This window comes from Streptomyces sp. NBC_01716, from assembly GCF_036248275.1.
In the GTDB taxonomy this organism is placed as follows: domain Bacteria; phylum Actinomycetota; class Actinomycetes; order Streptomycetales; family Streptomycetaceae; genus Streptomyces.
This window is the reverse complement of record NZ_CP109181.1, coordinates 7,712,273-7,731,526: the sequence shown is the minus strand read 5'-3', so window position 1 is coordinate 7,731,526 and position 19,254 is coordinate 7,712,273. Positions and strand designations below refer to the sequence as shown.

Annotated in this window: 22 protein-coding genes and 1 riboswitch; of the genes, 15 read left to right on the top strand and 7 right to left on the bottom strand. The window is 71.6% G+C overall.

What is annotated here, in order from left to right; translation table 11 throughout:
- Positions 1-24: 24 nt before the first annotated feature.
- On the bottom strand, positions 25-651 hold the full coding sequence (locus OIE74_RS34605; RefSeq protein ID WP_329390819.1) for a TetR/AcrR family transcriptional regulator: 627 nt from the start codon (positions 649-651) through the stop codon (positions 25-27).
- 120 nt (positions 652-771) lie between these two features.
- Here OIE74_RS34605 and OIE74_RS34600 point away from each other — a divergent pair, with 120 nt between their 5' ends.
- The gene (locus tag OIE74_RS34600; protein ID WP_329390817.1) at positions 772-1,767 is read left to right on the top strand and encodes an ABC transporter permease; all 996 of its coding nucleotides are present in this window, start codon (positions 772-774) and stop codon (positions 1,765-1,767) included.
- Between the two features lie 207 nt (positions 1,768-1,974).
- Positions 1,975-2,460, top strand: a complete 486-nt coding sequence (locus OIE74_RS34595; protein WP_329390813.1) for a DUF4333 domain-containing protein — start codon at positions 1,975-1,977, stop codon at positions 2,458-2,460.
- A 181-nt stretch (positions 2,461-2,641) separates the two neighbouring features.
- On the opposite strand, the gene OIE74_RS34590 is transcribed toward OIE74_RS34595, so the two are convergent.
- Complete coding sequence (locus OIE74_RS34590; RefSeq protein ID WP_329390810.1) at positions 2,642-2,926, bottom strand: type II toxin-antitoxin system Phd/YefM family antitoxin; 285 nt, start codon at positions 2,924-2,926, stop codon at positions 2,642-2,644.
- 93 nt (positions 2,927-3,019) lie between these two features.
- Between OIE74_RS34590 and OIE74_RS34585 the strand changes: the two genes are divergently transcribed.
- From OIE74_RS34585 to OIE74_RS34575, 3 genes are all read left to right on the top strand, one after another.
- Entirely contained in the window at positions 3,020-3,655 is a 636-nt protein-coding gene (locus OIE74_RS34585; RefSeq protein WP_329390808.1) for an ATP-dependent Clp protease proteolytic subunit, read from the top strand.
- 7 nt (positions 3,656-3,662) lie between these two features.
- Positions 3,663-3,971 (top strand): hypothetical protein, encoded by a 309-nt coding sequence (locus OIE74_RS34580; protein ID WP_329390807.1) that lies wholly within the window; start codon positions 3,663-3,665, stop codon positions 3,969-3,971.
- 374 nt (positions 3,972-4,345) lie between these two features.
- A riboswitch (cyclic di-AMP (ydaO/yuaA leader) is annotated at positions 4,346-4,511 on the top strand.
- A 3-nt stretch (positions 4,512-4,514) separates the two neighbouring features.
- Positions 4,515-4,985 carry a C40 family peptidase gene (locus OIE74_RS34575; RefSeq protein WP_329390806.1) on the top strand — a complete coding sequence of 157 codons (471 nt, stop codon included), beginning with the start codon at positions 4,515-4,517 and terminating at the stop codon, positions 4,983-4,985.
- A 32-nt stretch (positions 4,986-5,017) separates the two neighbouring features.
- On the opposite strand, the gene OIE74_RS34570 is transcribed toward OIE74_RS34575, so the two are convergent.
- Positions 5,018-5,449, bottom strand: coding sequence for an ATP-binding protein (locus tag OIE74_RS34570; protein ID WP_329390804.1), 432 nt, complete (start codon positions 5,447-5,449; stop codon positions 5,018-5,020).
- A gap of 244 nt (positions 5,450-5,693) precedes the next feature.
- Positions 5,694-6,872, bottom strand: a complete 1,179-nt coding sequence (locus OIE74_RS34565; protein ID WP_329392539.1) for an 8-amino-7-oxononanoate synthase — start codon at positions 6,870-6,872, stop codon at positions 5,694-5,696.
- Positions 6,873-7,042: 170 nt separating this feature from the next.
- On the opposite strand from OIE74_RS34565, the gene bioB reads away from it, so the two are divergent.
- The 4 genes from bioB to OIE74_RS34545 all read left to right on the top strand — a co-directional run bounded on the left by bioB (position 7,043) and on the right by OIE74_RS34545 (position 11,033).
- A complete protein-coding gene (bioB, locus tag OIE74_RS34560; RefSeq protein ID WP_329390801.1) occupies positions 7,043-8,194 on the top strand; it encodes a biotin synthase BioB in 1,152 nt (383 codons plus the stop codon).
- A complete protein-coding gene (locus tag OIE74_RS34555) occupies positions 8,187-9,521 on the top strand; it encodes an adenosylmethionine--8-amino-7-oxononanoate transaminase (protein WP_329390799.1) in 1,335 nt (444 codons plus the stop codon). Before bioB ends, OIE74_RS34555 begins: the two co-directional genes overlap by 8 nt.
- A gap of 3 nt (positions 9,522-9,524) precedes the next feature.
- Entirely contained in the window at positions 9,525-10,268 is a 744-nt protein-coding gene (gene bioD, locus OIE74_RS34550; protein ID WP_329390797.1) for a dethiobiotin synthase, read from the top strand.
- A gap of 84 nt (positions 10,269-10,352) precedes the next feature.
- The gene (locus tag OIE74_RS34545; protein ID WP_329390794.1) at positions 10,353-11,033 is read left to right on the top strand and encodes a class I SAM-dependent methyltransferase; all 681 of its coding nucleotides are present in this window, start codon (positions 10,353-10,355) and stop codon (positions 11,031-11,033) included.
- A gap of 20 nt (positions 11,034-11,053) precedes the next feature.
- Here the strand turns inward: OIE74_RS34545 and OIE74_RS34540 are convergent, their stop codons facing one another.
- From OIE74_RS34540 to OIE74_RS34530, 3 genes are read right to left on the bottom strand one after another with little or no spacing between them, the layout of a single operon-like run.
- Positions 11,054-11,467 (bottom strand): fic family toxin-antitoxin system, toxin component, encoded by a 414-nt coding sequence (locus tag OIE74_RS34540; RefSeq protein ID WP_329390791.1) that lies wholly within the window; start codon positions 11,465-11,467, stop codon positions 11,054-11,056.
- A gap of 49 nt (positions 11,468-11,516) precedes the next feature.
- On the bottom strand, positions 11,517-12,347 hold the full coding sequence (locus OIE74_RS34535) for a PP2C family protein-serine/threonine phosphatase (RefSeq protein ID WP_329390788.1): 831 nt from the start codon (positions 12,345-12,347) through the stop codon (positions 11,517-11,519).
- A complete protein-coding gene (locus OIE74_RS34530) occupies positions 12,344-12,571 on the bottom strand; it encodes an antitoxin (protein WP_329390787.1) in 228 nt (75 codons plus the stop codon). The genes OIE74_RS34535 and OIE74_RS34530 overlap by 4 nt, the downstream gene beginning before the upstream one ends.
- Positions 12,572-12,708: 137 nt before the next feature.
- Here OIE74_RS34530 and OIE74_RS34525 point away from each other — a divergent pair, with 137 nt between their 5' ends.
- From OIE74_RS34525 to mug, 6 genes are all read left to right on the top strand, one after another.
- Positions 12,709-13,587: an LLM class F420-dependent oxidoreductase gene (locus tag OIE74_RS34525; protein ID WP_329390785.1), complete on the top strand. Its 879-nt coding sequence runs from the start codon at positions 12,709-12,711 to the stop codon at positions 13,585-13,587.
- Positions 13,588-13,673: 86 nt separating this feature from the next.
- Positions 13,674-15,032, top strand: a complete 1,359-nt coding sequence (locus tag OIE74_RS34520) for a hemolysin family protein (protein WP_329390783.1) — start codon at positions 13,674-13,676, stop codon at positions 15,030-15,032.
- On the top strand, positions 15,029-16,051 hold the full coding sequence (locus tag OIE74_RS34515) for a hemolysin family protein (RefSeq protein ID WP_329390781.1): 1,023 nt from the start codon (positions 15,029-15,031) through the stop codon (positions 16,049-16,051). The genes OIE74_RS34520 and OIE74_RS34515 overlap by 4 nt, the downstream gene beginning before the upstream one ends.
- A 229-nt stretch (positions 16,052-16,280) precedes the next feature.
- Positions 16,281-17,087, top strand: a complete 807-nt coding sequence (locus OIE74_RS34510) for an SGNH/GDSL hydrolase family protein (protein WP_329390779.1) — start codon at positions 16,281-16,283, stop codon at positions 17,085-17,087.
- 61 nt (positions 17,088-17,148) lie between these two features.
- On the top strand, positions 17,149-18,591 hold the full coding sequence (gene purB / locus OIE74_RS34505) for an adenylosuccinate lyase (RefSeq protein WP_329390776.1): 1,443 nt from the start codon (positions 17,149-17,151) through the stop codon (positions 18,589-18,591).
- On the top strand, positions 18,588-19,085 hold the full coding sequence (mug, locus tag OIE74_RS34500; RefSeq protein ID WP_329392538.1) for a G/U mismatch-specific DNA glycosylase: 498 nt from the start codon (positions 18,588-18,590) through the stop codon (positions 19,083-19,085). The genes purB and mug overlap by 4 nt, the downstream gene beginning before the upstream one ends.
- Positions 19,086-19,254 lie beyond the last annotated feature (169 nt).

The following is a 19,254-nucleotide window of genomic DNA, read 5'->3' as shown; positions in this document are numbered from 1 at the left end:
TACGGCGGAAGTTTTTCCGGCAGGTTAACCGGGCTTTTGCCCGCCCATGGACATCAACCCGCGCAGGCCGTTCCGCAGGACCTCCACCGGGACCTCGCCGAACAGCGCCTGCTGCGCGGCGAATCCCTGCGCCGTGGCGATCATCGTCCGCGCGACATGCTCCGCCGGAACGTCGTCGCGCATCAGTCCCGCCGCCTGATACGCCTCGACGACCTTGACCCAGGCGGCGCGCACCGTGTCGTAGCCGGTCCGCAGCAGCGCCGCGAGCGACTCGTTGCGCAGGGTCTCCGTCCACACCTGGACGAGCAGGCGGGGCGCCTCGACACCGGCGGCGGTGCCCATGCCGAACTCCCCGCGCAGCACGCGGCCCATCACCTGGCCGACCAGTACGTCGGGCGGGTCGGGCGGACTCTGGCTCGCGGCCTCCTCGAACGCCTCCCTGACGGTGTCGAGCACCTCGGTGACGATGGCCCCGATCAGCTCCTCCTTGCTGCTGAAGTAGCGGTAGACGGCGCCGGCGGAGAGGTCGGCCTCGCGCAGCACGTCCTGCATCGACGTGGCGTGGAAGCCGTTGCGCGCGAAACAGCGCGCGGCGGCGTCAAGGATCTGACGCCTGCGGGCGTCCAGGTGCTGCTGCGATACGCGGGCCATGCGATCAACGTAAAACGAACATTCCTTCTTGACAAGCTCCCGGCTCGCCGGTAACAGTGGCGGCATCTCCAAAACGAACGATCCTTCTTTTTAAATCCGTGGACCGATAGCGAGGACACCATGTCCGCCACTCCCACGCGCCGCATGATCGGCGTCGTGCTCCTGATCCCGCTGATCGCCGCGCTGGCGCTCACGGCCTTCGCCTGGCCCGCCGCCCGCGTCGCGCCGCACGAGGTGCCGGTCGGCGTCGCTGGACCGGCCTCCGCGACCGAGCGGCTCCAGCAGGGGTTCGAGCGTGAGCCGGACGCCTTCGATGTGCACCGGTACGACGACGAGGCCGCGGCGCGTAAGGCGATCGAGAACCGGGACGTCTACGGGGCGGTGGTCGCCACCGCGCAGGGGCCCCACCTGCTGACGGCGTCGGCGGGGAGCCCGGTGGTCGCCCAGCTGCTGCGGGAAGCCGTGACCGCGCAGGCCCCCGAGGGCACCGACGTACAGGTGACCGATGTCGTCGCCACCCCCGCCGGGGATCCGCGCGGCAGCGCGCTGGGAGCGAGCATGCTCCCGCTCGCCCTCGCGGGCGTCGCGACCGGCGCCCTGGTGAGCCTGCTCGCGCTGCGCGGCATCCGCGCGGTGGGCGCGCTCTTCGGCGCGGCGGCCCTGGCGGGCCTCACCGCCACCGCCCTGGCCCACAACTGGCTGGAGGTGATCGCCGGCAACTGGTGGGCGGAGGCAGGGGTGTTCGCCCTCGCCGTACTGGCCGTCGGCGGTACGGTGGCGGGCCTCGCGGCGCTGCTCGGCCGGCCGGGCATCGGACTCGGCGCGATGCTGATGGTGCTGGTCGGCAACCCACTGTCCGGGGTGTCGAGCGCGCCCGAACTCCTGCCTGAGTCGGTCGGCGCGCTCGGCCAGTGGCTGCCGCCGGGCGCGAGCGGTTCACTGCTCCGCTCGGTCGCCTACTTCGAGGGCAACGCGGCCTTCACCCCGGCACTCACGCTCGCGATCTGGGCGGTACTGGGCCTGGCGGCGGTGGCGGTGGGAGCACGCCGGTCGGACGCGGCGCCCGGAAAGCCGGAGGCCCCGGCCCCTACGAAGGAGCCCGCCCCGGTCGGATGACCGTCCGCGCCGGCCGGCGGTCGGTTCCGTCCTGAGCCACGCTCCGTACCGTTCCTGACCGTTCTTGTGGGTCGAACGACCGGCACACCCGGTGACCGGTCCGGGCTAGCGTGCTTGTCGTACGGGACTGTGGCATTTCAGTGCTGATTCTTCGCCACCGGAAGATGTCCGCATCTTTGTCCCATATCCACGAACAAGAGGGACGGAATGCAGCACACGAGGCGTAAGAGGATTGCGGCCGCGGCGGCGCTGGGCGCACTGACGGTGCTTCTCGCCACCGGATGCTCCTTCAGCATCGGCGAAGCGGAGAAGAAGGACGAGCCGACGGCCGGCTCGGGAGCGACCCCCGGCGAGGAGGACCCGGTCGAGGAGGAGCCGACGGCCGAGGAGACACCGGCCGAGGAGACGCCGGCCGGCGACGCCCCCGCGGCGCCCGGGAACACGGGCGTCAGCGAGGACGGGGCCGTCCACAAGGCCCGAGTCGCGCAGACAATCTCCGACAAGCTCGCCGAGAGCACCGGCAAGCGTCCCGACAAGGTCACCTGCCCCGAGCACCTCCCGGCCCGGGTCGGCGCCACGATCCGCTGCGACCTCAACGCCGGCAGCGACACACTCGGTGTCACCGTCACCGCCATCTCGGTCAACGGCAACCAGGTCAACTACACCTTCAAGGTCGACAACAGCGTCGAGTGAACCCGGTCCCTGCGCGCAGCGGCGCGCAGGGACCGATGCTCCGTGGATCCCCCCCAGCACCATCAACACGCCCTCCCCGCAGCGCAGTTGACCGGACTCCCCCGGCTTCTCGCCGATCACACCAAAGGCGCGGCCCCATCGGGGCCGCGCCTTTTCCCCACCGCTCACCGCATCGCCCGCGTCAGCCCGGCGGCTCGTGCTTCGCCACGATGCCGAAGTCCGCGCGTTCGCCCGGAGCGGACGTCACCGAGCGGATCGTGCTCACCGAGGCGATCACGCGCTCCTCCGCCGCCATGGCGTCATCGAGCTTCAGGCTCTCCAGTCGTTCCAGGTCAGCGGCCGACACGAGGGCGACGAGCGGCTTGCCGTGGCGCGTCACGACCACGCGCTCCTCGCCGTAGACGACCCGGTTGATCAGGTCGGCGAGTTCTGCCCGCGCTTGCGTCACCGGAATTTCGTAGGCCATGGTTGCCATCTTACGGCCTGTACGTCCTGTACATTTTTTATCGAGGCCACCGACGGACGAGAGCCGCGTCCGGCACGCGAGGAGAGGCACACCATGGACCGTCCTTCCGCCCGCTACGTCCTGCCGGAGTTCACCGAGCGGACCTCCGCCGGGACCCGCTCCCTCGATCCGTACTCCAAGCTCTTCGAAGGACGGATCATCTTCCTCGGCACCCCCCTGGACGACACCGCCGCGAACGATGTGATCGCCCAGCTGCTGCAACTCGAATACGCGGCACCCGGCCAGGACATCGCGCTCTACATCAACTCTCCCGGCGGCTCGCTGAGCTCGATGTCCGCCGTCTACGACACGATGCAGGTCGTCGGCTGCGACGTGGCGACGACCTGCCTCGGCCAGGCGGCGTCCACCGCCGCGGTCCTGCTCGCCGCCGGAGCGCCGGGCAAGCGGATGGCGCTGCCCGGCGCGCGTGTCGTTCTCCAGCAGCCGGGGATCGAGGAGCCCGTACGCGGCCAGCCGTCCGATCTCGCCATCCACGCGGAGGAGTTGCTGCGGCTGCGCGCCCTGATGGCCGAGACGCTGGTACGGCACACCGGACAGAGCGCCGAGCGGATCGACGCCGACATCGACCGGGACACGATCTTCGACGCGACGGGCGCCAAGGAGTACGGCCTGGTGGACCAGGTCGCGCAGGATCGCAGGTCGTCCTTGAGCTTCAACGCCCCCCGGTGAACCGCCGATGCTGCCACCGGAACTGCCGCCGCTGCCCGCGCTGACCCGCGCCGAGGGCGACTTCGTCGACAGCTATCTCCGGGTCGTCGACCTGGTCGGCCGGATCAACCCCTCGCGCGCCGACGACACGTACAGCGCGCTGCGCGCCGCACAGGCCCTGGTGTCCGGGGCCGCCGAACTGCGCGACGCGCTGACGCTGATGCACGCGAGAGGTGAGACGGAGCTGCACACGCCGACCCTGGACCGCACGCTCCGGGTGCTCGACGGGGAGCGCAGGGCCGGACGTGTCACCATGCCGCCCGGCCCGGTGACTTGATACGGACCCGCGCCCCGCACCCCCGCCCCGCGACGGACTTCGACCGCCGGCCTGCCCGTTCGGACGCGTCCGTACGGGATTTGGCCGCACGTTCGGCGTATCGACCCGCCCGTGGTGATCGGACCGGCGACTTGCGACGGACGATCGGCCGTCCGGTCGTAACGCTTCGCTGCGCCGCAGGTACAGCGCGTGAGCTGTCATATGAGCCGTTCACCGAATCGGCCGTACCGACCCAAATGGCCCATAAGTGACGAGAGTCACATCCGGCCGTTTCAACGCGGATTCGCGCTGAGGCCGCGTCAAGATCCCTGGGACGACAAGCCCCCGCCACCTCGGCGGGGCGGTCCGGGTGGACGCCGAGTCCTGCCGCCGCTCCGGACGACTGGTCGACACGAGTGGATCGGCAGGAGTGGAGGACCCGAGCAGTTCGGGGCGGTCCGACCATGGACAGCTCCTCGGGGTGAAGCCGCATCGCGGCCGGACATCTTCGCCTGTCCGAACCCGACAGGTCATCCTTCACAGGCGGCTGACGAAGGGTTGCGCATGTCCGCGCAGACGCATGTCCCGTCGCTGCTCTCCCGGGCCGGTACCGCATCGGTCCTCCTCGCCGCCGTCGGCGGCACGATGCTGGCGCCCGGCGCCGTGTCGGAAGCACACGCCCTGCCCGCCGCCGCGAAGGCGCTGGATGTGGCGGCCTCCATGAAGGGCGCCCCGTACTCCTACGGGGCGACAGGTCCGCACCGGTTCGACTGCTCGGGGCTGACCCTCTTCTCGTACAAGAAGGCCGGCAAGGCGCTTCCCCGCACCGCGCAGCAGCAGTACAACCGCACGCACCACATCTCCGCCGCCGGCCGCAGGCAGGGCGATCTGGTCTTCTTCCATTCCGGAGGGAGCGTCTACCACGTCGGGATCTACGCCGGCCACGGCAAGATCTGGCATTCGCCCAAGAGCGGTCAGGTGGTGCGGCTGGAGCGCATCTGGTCCAGGAGCGTCCTGTACGGCCGGGTCCGCTGACCCCAGGCGCACCGGGGACACGCGCGGCCCGCTCAGCCCGGGGCGCGAACCGTCCACGGCAGGGCGATCCAGACCGTCTTGCCGCCGTCCGCGGTGGGTGTGACGGCCAGTCGGCCGCCGTGCTCGGCGGTCAGCGCCCGGATGATGACCATGCCGCGGCCGTTGTCCTGCTGGACCGCGGCGGGGAGGCGCTGCGGCCAGCGCGGGTGACTGTCCGTGACGCCGACGCGCAGTTCCTCGTCGCGCCGCAGGGTGACGTCGATCGTGAAGGTCGGTGAGGTGCCGAGGGTGTGCTGCACGGCGTTGGTGGCCAGTTCCGAGATGATCAGGCGAACCGTTTCGGCGGTGCCGGCATCGCTCGGCAGCCCCCACTCGGTGAGCACGCGCGCGACGTATCTGCGTGCCTCGGACACCGAGGCCGGATCGCTCGGCAGGGTGACGGATGCTTCCTGATGGTCTGCCATGGCGACGCTGTCCCTTTCCCACCGGGACGCAGACCGACCTATGGCTGTTGCCCGCGAGTACGTCCCCGGATTGCGCTGCGCGCCACACTGCCATCAACGGCGCCCGGTGCACGGGCGATCCGCCGTGATACGCCCCTGTCTGTCGCTCTAAGCGGTGAACCCTGCTACGCGAGACCGTATTTACGCGCGCTCAAGTTCCCGGCCCCGGCGACCGACAGACGACGTGCCCGGCCCTGACGGGTGCTCAGCACTCCGGCGCCACGGCCCCGGCGGGCGCCGTCGCGATGACCGTCGCCAGGGCTCCGTCGACCTGAGCGTCCGTCAGGTCGGCGCGGGCCGTGAGCCTGATCCGGGAGATCCCGTCCGGCACGGACGGCGGCCGGAAGCAGCCCACCACCAGACCGGCCTCGCGGCAGTCGGCGGCCCACCGGACGGCCGCCTCCGGAGACGGCGCCCGGACGGAGACGACGGCCGCGTCCGGGCGTACGGCGGTGAGCCCCGCCCCGGTCAGCCCCCGGTGCAGCGCGTTCGCCACCGCGCGCGCCCGGACCGCCAGCGAGGGGTCCTCGCGCAGCAGCCGCAGGCTCGCGAGCGCGGCGCCCGCGGCGGCCGGGGCGAGGCCGGTGTCGAAGATGAACGACCGTGCCGTATTGACGAGTTGGCCGATCACCCGGGCCGGCCCGAGGACCGCGCCGCCCTGGCTGCCCAGCGACTTGGAGAGCGTGAGCGTGACGACCGTCCCCGGGTCGCCCGCCAGCCCCGCCGCGTGGACGGCGCCACGGCCGCCGTCGCCGAGGACGCCGAGACCGTGCGCGTCGTCCACGAGGAGTGCGGCCCCCCGCGTACGGCACACCTCGGCCAGCCGCGCGAGCGGCGCCGCGTCACCGTCCACCGAGAAGACCGAGTCGCTGACGGCCAGGGCCCGGGAGCCTTCGTACGTTTCGAGCGCCTTGGCCACCGCCTGCGGATCGGCGTGCGGTACGACGACGGTCTCGGCGCGCGAGAGACGGCAACCGTCCACGATCGAGGCGTGGTTGGCGGCGTCGGAGACGATGAGCGAGCCGCGCGCGGTCAGCGCGGTGAGGGCGGCGAGGTTCGCGGCGTATCCGGACGACAGGACGAGCGCGGCCTCGAAACCGCAGAAGTCCGCGAGCTCACGCTCCAGTTCGGCGTGCAGCGCGGTGCTTCCGGTGACCAGCCGCGAGCCGGTGGCGCCCGCGCCCCAGCGGCGCGCCGCGTCGGCCGCCGCGCCCGTCGTCACCGGGTGGTGGGTGAGCCCCAGGTAGTCGTTGCTCGCGAGATCCAGCAGGGCGGAGTCGGCGGGGCGGGGGCGCAGCGTACGGACCAGACCGGCCCGCTCACGCCGGCGCGCCTCGTCGTCGATCCAGCCGAACGGGTCCGGCGGCGTCGACGGGGACGGCATGCTCGGCGCGGGTGGCTCGGCTGGCACGGCGGGGGTCCTTTTGTAGGCAGCCCACAGACCCTAACCGTCGATCGCTCCGCTTCGGGTGTGGTCATACACACACCTGAATGCACCTGTCTTGTGGGATTCATCCTTGGCCCGGAGGCCCGCCGTACGCCAGGATCGGCGCCATGGACCTGCTGAACACACTGGTGGAGAAGGGCCTTCGGCGAGAGCTGCCGTCGCGCGAAGAAGCGCTCGCCGTGCTGGCGACCTCCGACGACGAACTGCTCGAAGTGGTGGCCGCGGCCGGGAAGGTGCGCCGCCAGTGGTTCGGGCGGCGGGTCAAGCTCAACTATCTCGTCAACCTCAAATCCGGGCTCTGTCCCGAAGACTGCTCGTACTGCTCGCAGCGGCTCGGGTCCAAGGCCGAGATCCTCAAGTACACCTGGCTGAAGCCCGACGAGGCGTCCAGGGCCGCCGCGGCGGGAGTGGCCGGCGGCGCGAAGCGGGTCTGTCTGGTGGCGAGCGGCCGGGGGCCGACGGACCGGGACGTCGACCGTGTCTCGCAGACCATCAGCGCCATCAAGGAAGAGAACGCCGATGTCGAGATCTGCGCCTGTCTCGGGCTGCTCTCGGACGGTCAGGCGGAGCGGCTGAAGGCCGCGGGCGCCGACGCGTACAACCACAACCTCAACACCTCCGAGTCGACGTACGGCGACATCACCACCACCCACACCTACGCGGACCGGGTGGAGACCGTGCGCCACGCGCAGGGTGCGGGCCTGTCGGCCTGTTCCGGGCTGATCGCGGGCATGGGCGAGAGCGACGCCGACCTGGTGGACGTGGTCTTCGGGCTGCGCGAGCTGGACCCCGACTCGGTCCCGGTCAACTTCCTCATCCCCGTCAAGGGCACACCGCTGGCCGGGGAGTGGAACCTGACCCCGCAGCGGGCACTGCGCATTCTGGCGATGGTGCGGTTCGTCTGCCCCGACGTGGAGGTCCGGCTCGCGGGCGGGCGTGAGGTGCATCTGCGCACGATGCAGCCGCTCGCGCTGCACCTGGTCAACTCGATCTTCCTCGGCGACTACCTCACCACCGAGGGCCAGGAGGGCAAGGCGGACCTGGACATGATCGCGGACGCCGGGTTCGAGGTGGAGGGCACGGACACGACGACGCTGCCTGAACACCGCGGCGGCGGGTGCGCGAGCGCGTGCGCTCCGTCCGCGGACAAGGGTGACCCCGTGGCCGAGCCGGTCGGGGCGGATGCCGGCGCCGCCCGTACGGACCTGGTGACCGTACGGCGGCGCGGTGCCGGTACCGATCTGGCGCCCAATGCCTGACACGCCCGCCCCGCCCGCGACGGCTCCGGGCGACCTCCTGGCGCTGGACCGGGCCCATGTCTGGCATCCGTACGGCCCGATGCCCGGCCGCACGGACCCGCTGGTCGTGGAGTCCGCCTCGGGCGTACGGCTCCGGCTCGCCGAACCGGCGTACGGGCAGCGCGAGTTGGTCGACGGCATGTCGTCCTGGTGGTCGGCGGTCCATGGCTACAACCACCCCGTCCTCAACGAGGCGGCGCACGGCCAGCTCGGCCGGATGAGCCATGTCATGTTCGGCGGGCTCACCCATGAGCCCGCCGTCCGGCTGGCGGCCCGGCTGGTGGAGATCACCCCGGAACCGCTCCAGCATGTCTTCCTCGCCGACTCGGGATCGGTCTCGGTCGAGGTCGCCGTCAAGATGTGCCTCCAGTACTGGCGTTCGCTGGGCCGCCCGGCCAAGCAGCGGATGCTGACCTGGCGCGGCGGCTACCACGGCGACACCTGGCAGCCCATGTCGGTCTGCGACCCCGAGGGCGGTATGCACGGCCTCTGGTCGGGAGTGCTGCCGCGCCAGATCTTCGCCGACGCGCCGCCCGCCGGCTCCGGGGCGTACGACAGCGCCGATGCGTACGACGAGACGTACGCGGACCATCTGCGCGCGCTCGTCGCGCGCCACGCCGACGAACTGGCCGCCGTGATCGTGGAGCCGGTGGTGCAGGGCGCGGGCGGCATGCGCTTCCATTCCCCCGCGTACGTCCGGGTGCTGCGCGAGGCCTGTGACGAGTACGGCGTGCTGCTGATCCTGGACGAGATCGCGACGGGCTTCGGCCGAACCGGCGCTCTGTTCGCGGCGGAACTCGCGGGCGTCAGCCCCGATGTGATGTGCGTGGGCAAGGCGCTGACCGGCGGTTATCTCACCATGGCCGCGACGCTGTGCACGTCGGCGGTGGCGGACGGGATCTCGCGCGGCGAGGTGCCTGTCCTCGCGCACGGCCCCACGTTCATGGGCAATCCGCTGGCCTCGGCCGTGGCGTCCGCCTCGATCGACCTGCTGCTCGGCCAGGACTGGCGGGGCGAGGTCAAGCGGATCGAGGCGGGGCTGCGCGACGGCCTCGCCGAGGCGACGTCGCAGCCCGGGGTGAAGGATGTGCGGGTCCTCGGCGCGATCGGCGTCGTACAGCTGGACCACGAGGTGGACATGGCGGCGGCGACACGGGCGGCGGTACGTGAGGGTGTGTGGCTGCGGCCGTTCCGCGACCTCGTCTACACGATGCCGCCGTATGTGACGGACGACGACGACATCGCGCGGATCTGCCGCGCGGTGACGGCGGCGGCTCGGGAGGCCTGAGAGATGCCCGTACTGATCGTCTCGGGGACCGGGACGGAGATCGGCAAGACCGTCGTCACGGCGGCCGTCGCCGCCGTGGCCCTCGCCCAGGGGCGTACGGTCGCGGTGCTGAAGCCCGCGCAGACCGGTGTCGCACCCGGTGAACCGGGTGACGTGGACGAGGTGATCCGCCTGGCGGGCGGCGTCACCACGGTCGAACTGGCCCGTTTCCCCGAGCCGTTGGCACCCGCGACGGCGGCCAGACGCGCGGGCGCGCCGCCCGTACGGCCCGAGGAGATCGCCGAGACCGCCGGGAAGCTGGCGACCGAACACGACCTGGTGCTGGTCGAGGGCGCGGGCGGGCTGCTCGTACGGTTCGACGACGAGGGCGGCACACTCGCGGACGCCGCCCGGCTGCTGGCCGCCCCGGTGCTGGTGGTGGCGCCCGCCGGGCTCGGCACGCTGAACATGACCGCGCTGACGGCCGAGGCGCTGGACGCGCGCGGGCTCATGGCGCTGGGTGTGGTGATCGGCAGCTGGCCGGCCGTGCCGGACCTGGCGGCGCGCTGCAATCCGGCGGAGCTGCCGGGTGTCGCCGGTGCCCCTCTGCTCGGGGCGCTGCCGGACGGCGCGGGCGGGCTGGCGGCACCGAGGTTCCGCGCGAGCGCCGCCGGCTGGCTGGCTCCGGCGCTGGGCGGGGACTGGGACGCGGCGCGGTTCGCGGCGGATGCGGCGGACGCGGCGCTTCCGGGCACCGGGGCACGGTAACGAGTTGCGTCCCGTGAGCTGCTGAGCGGAGCCGTACAGGGAAGAATCATGGTGACGCCCTGTACGCCGGAGGAGATCCGCCCCATGCACCTACGCAACCGCAAGGCCCCCAAGGACTCCGTCCACCATCCGCTCTTCGCGCGCTTCTACGCGCGGGTGAGCGTCGCCGCCGAGACCAAGGGCCATATCGCCGCCCACCGCGCGGAGCTGCTGAGCGGTCTGTCGGGACGGGTCGTGGAGGTCGGCGCGGGCAACGGGCTGAACTTCGCGCACTATCCCGACACGGTCTCGGAGGTCGTGGCGGTCGAGCCGGAACGCAGCCTGCGGCAATTGGCGGTACGGGCCGCGATGCGGGCCAAGGTCTCGGTGGACGTACGGCCGGGTACGGCGGAGGCGCTGCCCGTCGAGGACGAGGGTTTCGACGCGGCCGTCGCCTCGCTGGTGCTGTGCACCGTACGTGACGTACCGCAGGCGCTCGCCGAGATCCGCCGCGTCCTGCGCCCCGGCGGCGAGCTGCGGTTCTTCGAGCACGGGCTGGCGCGGGAGCGTGGTCTGGCGGCGGTGCAGCGGGTCCTGGACAGGACGGTGTGGCCGAGGCTCTTCGGCGGGTGCCACACGGCGCGCGACACCCTGGCGGCGATCCGCGACGCGGGCTTCGAGTTCGGCGCGCACCGCTCGCTGCGGGTGCCGGATCCCGGGCCCCGGACGCCGACGTCGCCGTGTGTACTCGGTGTGGCGTACCGGCCGAGGGCCGACCTGGTCTGACGCCCTCGGGATCGGCTCCTTCAGAGGCTCCAGCCGCGCAGTTCCTCGGCGATGCGCCGTACGTCCGCCGTGCCGTCCTTGACCAGCCTGGCCAGCTCCCTGACCTGCTCGGGCGAGGTGACGACCTTCAGGCCGCTCGCGACGAGATAGCCGTACGCGACGGCCGATGCGTACATGGCGTTGGACCGCTCCAGCGCGGGCACATGGAGCAGGCTCTGGAGGAGCGCCGCCGCGCGGGTGTGCGGATCGGTGTAGACGGGGGTGCCGAATATCTCCGCCTCGTGCCGGCTGACGGCGGCCACGAGGGCGCCCCAGTCGGTGACTTGGGGATCGCCGGGCATCTTGTGCTCGGCGACCATCAGCAGCCAGGAGAGATCGATCCGCAGCGTCGGGTCGGCGTGCGACGGCAGTTCGGGGGAATCGGCGTTTTCCATTGAGGGCAGCTGTCTCGGTAGAGGGGCGGGCGTGGGGAGTTCCCGATGATCAGTATCCCCGACGTGGCTGAGGGGTGCGGATGAGCAGTGCGGTGATGTTGTCCTGCCCGCCCGCGTCCATGCCGTACCCGATCAGCGCCCGCGCGTCCTCAAGGAGCCTGAGATCGGCCGGTGTTGAGCGCCGGCGGCGGGTGAGCACGGCCCGCAGCCCGCCCGCGTCCGGCTGATGACGCGTCAGCCCGTCGGTGCACAACAGCAGCCGGCCCGGTCCTCTCGGCCGGTAACTCCGTACCTGGGCGCGCGGTTCACCCGCGTCGGCCCCCAACCACGCCGTGAGGGCCTCGCGTTGGTCCGAGTCGTCCTCGGTCATCGCCACGCACGTCCCCTCGTCGGGCAGCCAGTACGCACGGCTGTCGCCGATCCAGGCGCACCAGATGCCCTCGGGGCCGACGATGCCCGCGACGTACGTACAAGCCGGGGCCGCGTCCACGGAGGCGGCCAGCGCGCCGACGGCCCGCCCCGCGCTCGCGGCGGCGTCCGTCAGGACGGTTTCGGGCAGGGTCCCCTCGCGCAGCCCCTTCGTCAGACGGGCCGCGCCGACGGTGGCGGCGACCTGTGCGGCCCGCTCCGCGCGGGGTGACATGGAGACGCCGTCGCACACGACGCCGATCGTCCACTCGCCGCTCCCGGTGACGGCCATCGCGTCCTGGTTGAGGCCACGCCTGCCGCGGTCGCTGACGCCGGCGGCGCCGGTACCGAGAGTGGTTTCGAGGTGGGCGCGGAACGAGGGCTGGAGCTCACCGCAGTCCCAGCAGAAGCCGTCGGGCGCGACGGTCCCGCCGCACGCGACGCAGTCCGGCGGCCCGGCCGGGCCGGTCATCGACCTCCGGCCGTGTCCGTGCCGAGCTCCTCCGTGAACACCGACTCGTACTGCTTCATGAAGTCGGCGGCGGACTCGACGAAGGTCTTTCCGACCTCGCCCATGTCCTGCCTGACGAGCTCCTCGATGTAGCGGTTCACGCTCATGCCGCGCCGTCCCGCCTGCCGCCGGGCGGCCTCCGCGGTGGTCTCGTCCACGCGTACGTTCAGCTGGGTCTTCGCCACCCCAACAAGCTAGCGCGCCAACGCTAGCGTCGGCAAGTGTGCCGATTTCCCGGGGCCGCGGGCCGATTACGCCATTAGGGTCACGACCGTACGCACGGTTACCCGTTCGATGTCACACGCCCTTACGAGGAGACCTCATGACCAGGCCCTTCCGTTTCGGAGTGAACATGGTGACGCCCGCGTCGGGCGCCGACTGGAGCAGGCGCTGCAAGCGGGCCGAGGAGCTCGGGTACGACGTCATCCTGGTGCCCGACCATCTCGGTATGGTCGCCCCCTTCCCCGCCCTGGTGGCGGCGGCCGAGGCGACGGAGCGCCCCCGGCTCGGCACCTTCGTCCTCAACACCGGCTTCTGGAACCCGGCGCTGCTCGCCCGCGAGATCGCCACGACCGACGCACTCACCGATGGCCGGCTGGAGATCGGGCTCGGTGCCGGTTACGTGGCGCAGGAGCACGAGCGGGCCGGGCTCCCGTTCCCGCCGCCCGGCCAACGGGTCGGCCATCTCGCCCGTACGGTCGAGGTGTTGGCGGACCTGCTGGGCGACGAGAGCCATGTGCCCCGGTCCACCCAGCGGCCCCGGCCGCCGCTGCTCATCGGCGGCAACGGTGACCGGGTGCTGCGGCTGGCCGCGGAACACGCGGACGTCGTCGCCTTCACCGGGGCGAAGGCGGAAGCGGGCGCGATGATCGCCCTCTCCGCAGAGGAGCTGGACGAACGCGTCGCCGCCTACCACGGTTTCGCCGCCGGCCGTGAGACCCCGGCCGAGCTGAACGTGCTGCTCCAGCTCGTGGCCGTGACGACGGACCGCGCGGCGGCGGTACGGCCCCTGCTGCCGTATCTGCCGGGCGCGACGGAAGAGGAGCTGCTGAAGCTGCCGCTGCTGGCAGTCGGCACGACGCGCGAGATCGCGGACCAGCTGCGGCACCAGCGCGAGCGGTACGGCTTCTCGTACCTCACGGTCCTCGACCCGTACATGGAGGCGCTCGGCCCGGTGATCGAGGAGCTGCGGGGCACCTGACGGCGCGCGGGGGCGGGGCCGGCCGGCGGACACCCCCTACCATGGGCCGTTCGCTCAGGACATGATCATGGGACGGAGGTGACCCGATGACCGAAGTTCTCCTGCTTCTCGTGGCGGTGCTGCTCGCGCTCACCTGTGGGGCCTTCGTCGCCGCCGAGTTCTCCCTCACCACGGTCGAGCGCAGCGAACTCGAACAGGCGGTCGAGGACGGCGAGCGTGGCGCCGCGAGCGCCATGAAGGCCGTGCGCAGCCTCACCTTCCAGCTCTCCGGCGCCCAACTGGGCATCACGGTGACCAATCTGGTCGTCGGCATGCTCGCCGAGCCCTCCGTGGCGAAGCTGATCCGCGGCCCCGTCGAGGCGATCGGCTTCTCGTCGTCCGTGGCGTCGTCGCTGGCCCTGGTCATCGGTACGGCCCTGTCGACCGTCGTCCTGATGGTCGTCGGCGAGCTCGTCCCCAAGAACTGGGCCATCTCCACGCCGCTCGCGGTCGCCAAGGTGGTCGCGACGCCGCAACGGTTCTTCACCGCCGCCTTCCGCCCCTTCATCAGCCATCTCAACAACACCGCGAACCGCCTGGTACGGCTGCTGGGCCTGGAGCCCACCGAGGAGCTGGCCTCCGCCCGGAGCCCGAAGGAACTGGTCGCCCTCGCGCGGCACTCCGCCAAGGAGGGCGCGCTGGAGGCGGACACCGCGGAGCTGTTCGTACGGACCCTCAACCTCGCCGAGCTGACCGCGGAGAACGTGATGACACCCCGCGTACAGGTCACCGCGCTCGACGTGCTCGCCACCGCCGAGGACGTCGCCAACGCCACCCGTGCCACCGGACTCTCCCGCTTCCCCGTCTACCGCGACAGCCTCGACACCGTCGTGGGGGTCGCCCATATCAAGGACGTGCTGAGGATCCCTGACGGGCGCCGCGCCCGTACGAGGGTGTCCCAGGTGCTGCGTGAGCCGCTGCTCGTACCGGAGTCGCTGACCGTGGACCGGCTGCTGGACCGGCTCTCGGGCAACCGCACCATGGCGGTCGTCATCGACGAGTACGGCGGCACCGCCGGTGTGGTGACCCTGGAGGACATCGTCGAGGAGGTCGTCGGCGAGGTGCGCGACGAGCACGACCCGCACGAGACGTCCGACCTGGCCCGCGCCGGGGAGGACGCCGACGGCCGCGACCTGTGGTCGGCCGACGGCGCCGCGCGCTTCGACCAGCTGTGGGACATCGGGCTGCGGGTGCCCGAAGGGCCGTACGAGACGCTGGCCGGGCTCGTCGCGACCGAACTCGGACGGATTCCCGTCGAGGGCGACCGCGTGGAGCTCGGCGGCTGGCGCATCGACGTGGTCGACGCGTCGGGGCGGCGCGCCGCCCGCGTCCTGCTGCACGCGCCGCTCCCCCGGCCCGGCGACGACGAAGGGAACGAGGACCACGGCAGGAGGGCGGGACGGTGACCGCGATCCAGTTGCTCGTCGGCCTGCTGACCCTGGTCGTGAACGCCTTCTTCGTCGGGGCCGAGTTCGCCCTGATCTCCGTACGCCGCAGCCAGATCGAGCCGGTGGCCGAGGAGGGCGACCGGCGCGCGCGCAGTGTCCTGTGGGGCCTGCGGCACGTGTCGGCGATGCTCGCCGCCGCCCAGCTCGGCATCACCCTGTGCACGCTGGTGCTGGGCATCGTCGCCGAGCCGGCCATCGCGCATCTGCTGGAGCCCGTCTTCAACGCCGTGGGCGTGCCTGACGGGGTGGTGCATCCGATCTCGTTCGTCATCGCGCTCGCGCTGGCGACGTATCTGCACATGCTGCTCGGCGAGATGGTGCCCAAGAACATCGCCCTGGCCGAACCGGTGCGTACGGCGCTGGTCCTCGGCCCGGCACTGGTGTGGCTGTCCCGCGTACTGCGTCCGGTGATCTTCACGGTCAACGCGTTCGCCAACGGGCTGCTGAGACTCCTGCGGGTGGAGACCAGGGACGAGGTGTCGGCGACGTTCTCCGACGACGAACTGGCCCGGATGGTCACGGACTCCGGCGACGCGGGACTCCTCGACGACCGCGCCGCCGAGCGGCTGCACGACGCGCTGGAGCTGGGACGCAGGCCGGTGCGGGACGTGGTCATGCCGCTGGAGCGGGTGGTGACGGCGGGGATGGGGACCACCCCCGTGGAGCTGGAGGAGCTCGCGGCCGAGACCAGATTCTCGCGTTTCCCGGTGGTGGACGACTCCCGGCGGATCCTCGGCTATCTGCATGTGAAGGACGCCCTGGACGCGATGCCGCGCGACGAACCGTTCCCGGTCTCCGGACTGCGGGCGATCGCCCAGGTGCGCGCGGACACCCCGATGGACGACGTCCTGACGGCGATGCGCCGCAGCCGTACGCATCTGGCCGCCGTGCAGGACGAGGAAGGCCGGCTGGAGGGGCTGGTGACGATGGAGGACGTCCTGCGGGAGCTGGTCGGACGGCACAACCAGGGGAGCTGACGCCCGTACGGCGGCGCCAGGGCGTGTTTGAGAAGTCCCGTCTGGCCCACGACGCCTGGCACGCACGCTCGCCGCGTTGTCGGAGTCATCCAAGTACGTCCGGTCCATCTACGGGGCTGATCCTCCGCCTTGCGATCGCACGCACCAGACGCCGTGGGCCCCGCCCGATGGGCGGACGACGCTACTTCTAAAACACGCCCTAGGGGCGCGCGATACGATCGGCCGCGCCATGGAGAAGAACACCACACACACCAGTTTCGTCGCCCTCGGGGACTCGTTCACCGAGGGCATGTCCGACCTCCAGCCGGACGGTTCGTACCGCGGCTGGGCCGATCTGCTGGCCGCCCGGCTCGCCGCCCGTACGCCAGGCTTCCGGTACGCGAACCTCGCCGTACGCGGCAAGCTCATCGGCCAGATCCTCGACGAGCAGGTGGACACGGCCGTCGCGATGCGCGCGGACATGGTGACGCTGGTCGGCGGGCTGAACGACACCCTGCGGCCCAAGTACGACGCGGGGCTGGTCCTCGGCCGGCTGGAGGAGGCGGTGGAGCGTCTGGCACCGGCCTGCGGACAGCTGGTGCTGATGCGCAGCCCCGCCCGCCGGGGCCCGGTGATGGAACGGTTCCGGCCCCGGTGGGAGAAGCTCTTCGACTTCATCGACGAGCTGGGCGCGCGGCACGGCGCGCTGGTGGTCGACCTGTACGGGGCGCGGGTGCTCGGCGAGCAGCGCATGTGGGACGTGGACCGGCTGCATCTGACCCCCGACGGTCACCGCAGGGTCGCCGAGGCGGTGTGGCAGGCGCTGGGCGGCGAGGCGGCGGACGACTGGCGCGCGGAGATGGCGCCCGAGCTCCCCGAGGGCTGGCTGACGCGGCGCACGGGGGACGCTCGGTTCGCGCGGCAGTATCTGGGACCGTGGATCGGCCGGCGGCTGACGGGCCGGTCGTCGGGGGACGGCAGACCGCCGAAGCGGCCGGAGCTGCTGCCGTACGAGCCGCTGCCGGGCGACGCGGGCGTACGGCACGAGCAGGCGTAGGCTCCCTCGCCCGGGGGACGCGGCTCGGACCTGCGGAGACCGCAAAGTAGACTCCGTCCACGTGACTGCTGCGTCTGTGAAGCCCCGTATCCCCAATGTCCTCGCCGGCCGCTACGCCTCGGCGGAGCTCGCCGTGCTCTGGTCCCCCGAGCAGAAGGTGAGGCTGGAGCGGCAGCTGTGGCTGGCCGTGCTGCGGGCCCAGCGGGATCTCGGCGTCGAGGTGCCCGAGTCCGCTCTCGCCGACTACGAGCGGGTGCTCGACCAGGTCGATCTGGCGTCGATCGCCGAGCGCGAGAAGGTCACCCGCCACGACGTGAAGGCGCGGATCGAGGAGTTCAACGCGCTCGCCGGTCATGAGCAGGTCCACAAGGGCATGACGTCGCGGGATCTGACGGAGAACGTCGAGCAGTTGCAGGTCCGGCTCTCGCTGGAGCTGATGCGCGACCGTACGGTCGCCGTGCTCGCGCGTCTGGGGAAGCTCGCCGGGGAGTACGCGGAGCTGGTGATGGCGGGCCGCTCGCACAATGTCGCCGCGCAGGCGACCACCCTCGGCAAGCGCTTCGCGACGGCCGCCGACGAACTGCTCGTCGCGTACGGCCGTCTTGAGGACCTCCTCGCCCGCTACCCGCTGCGCGGTATCAAGGGCCCGGTCGGCACGGCGCAGGACATGCTCGACCTGCTCGGCGGTGACACGGCGAAGCTCGCGGACCTGGAGGGCCGGATCGCGCGGCATCTGGGCTTCGGCCACGCCTTCACCTCGGTCGGCCAGGTGTACCCGCGCTCGCTGGACTACGACGTGGTGACCGCGCTGGTGCAGCTGGCCGCCGGCCCCTCGTCGGTGGCGAAGACGATCCGGCTGATGGCCGGGCACGAGCTGGTCACCGAGGGCTTCAAGCCGGGCCAGGTCGGCTCGTCGGCGATGCCGCACAAGATGAACACCCGCTCCTGCGAGCGCGTCAACGGGCTGATGGTGATCCTGCGCGGCTACGCGTCGATGACGGGTGAGCTGGCGGGCGACCAGTGGAACGAGGGCGACGTGTCGTGCTCCGTCGTACGCCGGGTGGCGCTGCCGGACGCGTTCTTCGCGTTCGACGGTCTGCTGGAGACGTTCCTGACGGTCCTCGACGAGTTCGGCGCGTTCCCGGCCGTCGTCGCCCGTGAGCTGGACCGCTATCTCCCGTTCCTCGCGACGACGAAGGTGCTGATGGCCGCCGTACGCGCGGGGGTGGGCCGGGAGGCCGCGCACGAGGTCATCAAGGAGCACGCCGTCGCATCGGCGCTGGCGATGCGCGAGCGGGGCGCGGAGCGCAACGAACTGCTGGACAAGCTCGCGGCCGACAAGCGGATCCCGCTGGACCGGGGGCAGTTGGACGCGCTGATGGCCGACAAGCTCTCGTTCACCGGTGCGGCAGGCGACCAGGTCGCTGCGGTGGCCGCGCGGATCGAGGAGATCGTGAAGCGCCGCCCGGACGCCGCCGGATACACGCCCGGGTCGATCCTCTGAAGCCGGAAGAGCTGGCGGCCGCCCGCGACCGCGTCATCCCCGACGTGGCCGCGGCCGGTCTGGGCGTGCTCTTCTGCGGTATCAACCCCGGCCTGATGTCGGCGGCGACAGGCCACCACTTCGCCCGCCCCGGCAACCGCTTCTGGCCGGTCCTGCACCTGTCGGGCTTCACCCCGCGTCAGCTGGCACCGTCCGAGCAGGACGAGCTCCTCGACTACGGCCTCGGCATCACCAACGTCGTGGCACGGGCGACGGCGCGGGAGGACGAGCTGACCGACGACGAGTTCCGCGAGGGCGGCCGGCTCCTGATGGCGAAGACGGAGCGGCTGCGCCCCCGCTGGCTGGCGGTCGTCGGCATCACCGCGTACCGCACGGCCTTCGGTGACCGTCGCGCGGTGATCGGCCCGCAGACACGGACGATAGGCACAACCCGGATCTGGGCACTGCCCAACCCGAGCGGTCTCAATGCGGTTACAACTACCCATCGACCATGATCCACTTCGCCGCCTGACATCTGGGTCGGGCACCCCTAAACAATCTTGCGACAGGGTCGTTTGTGCAGCTCAGAGCCCATCCCACCCAGACCCCCGAGCGCCAGGCGCAGCCTGCAAGGCCGCAGGGAAGTGCGACCGATCTAAAGAGATGATCTTGCCGCAACATGGT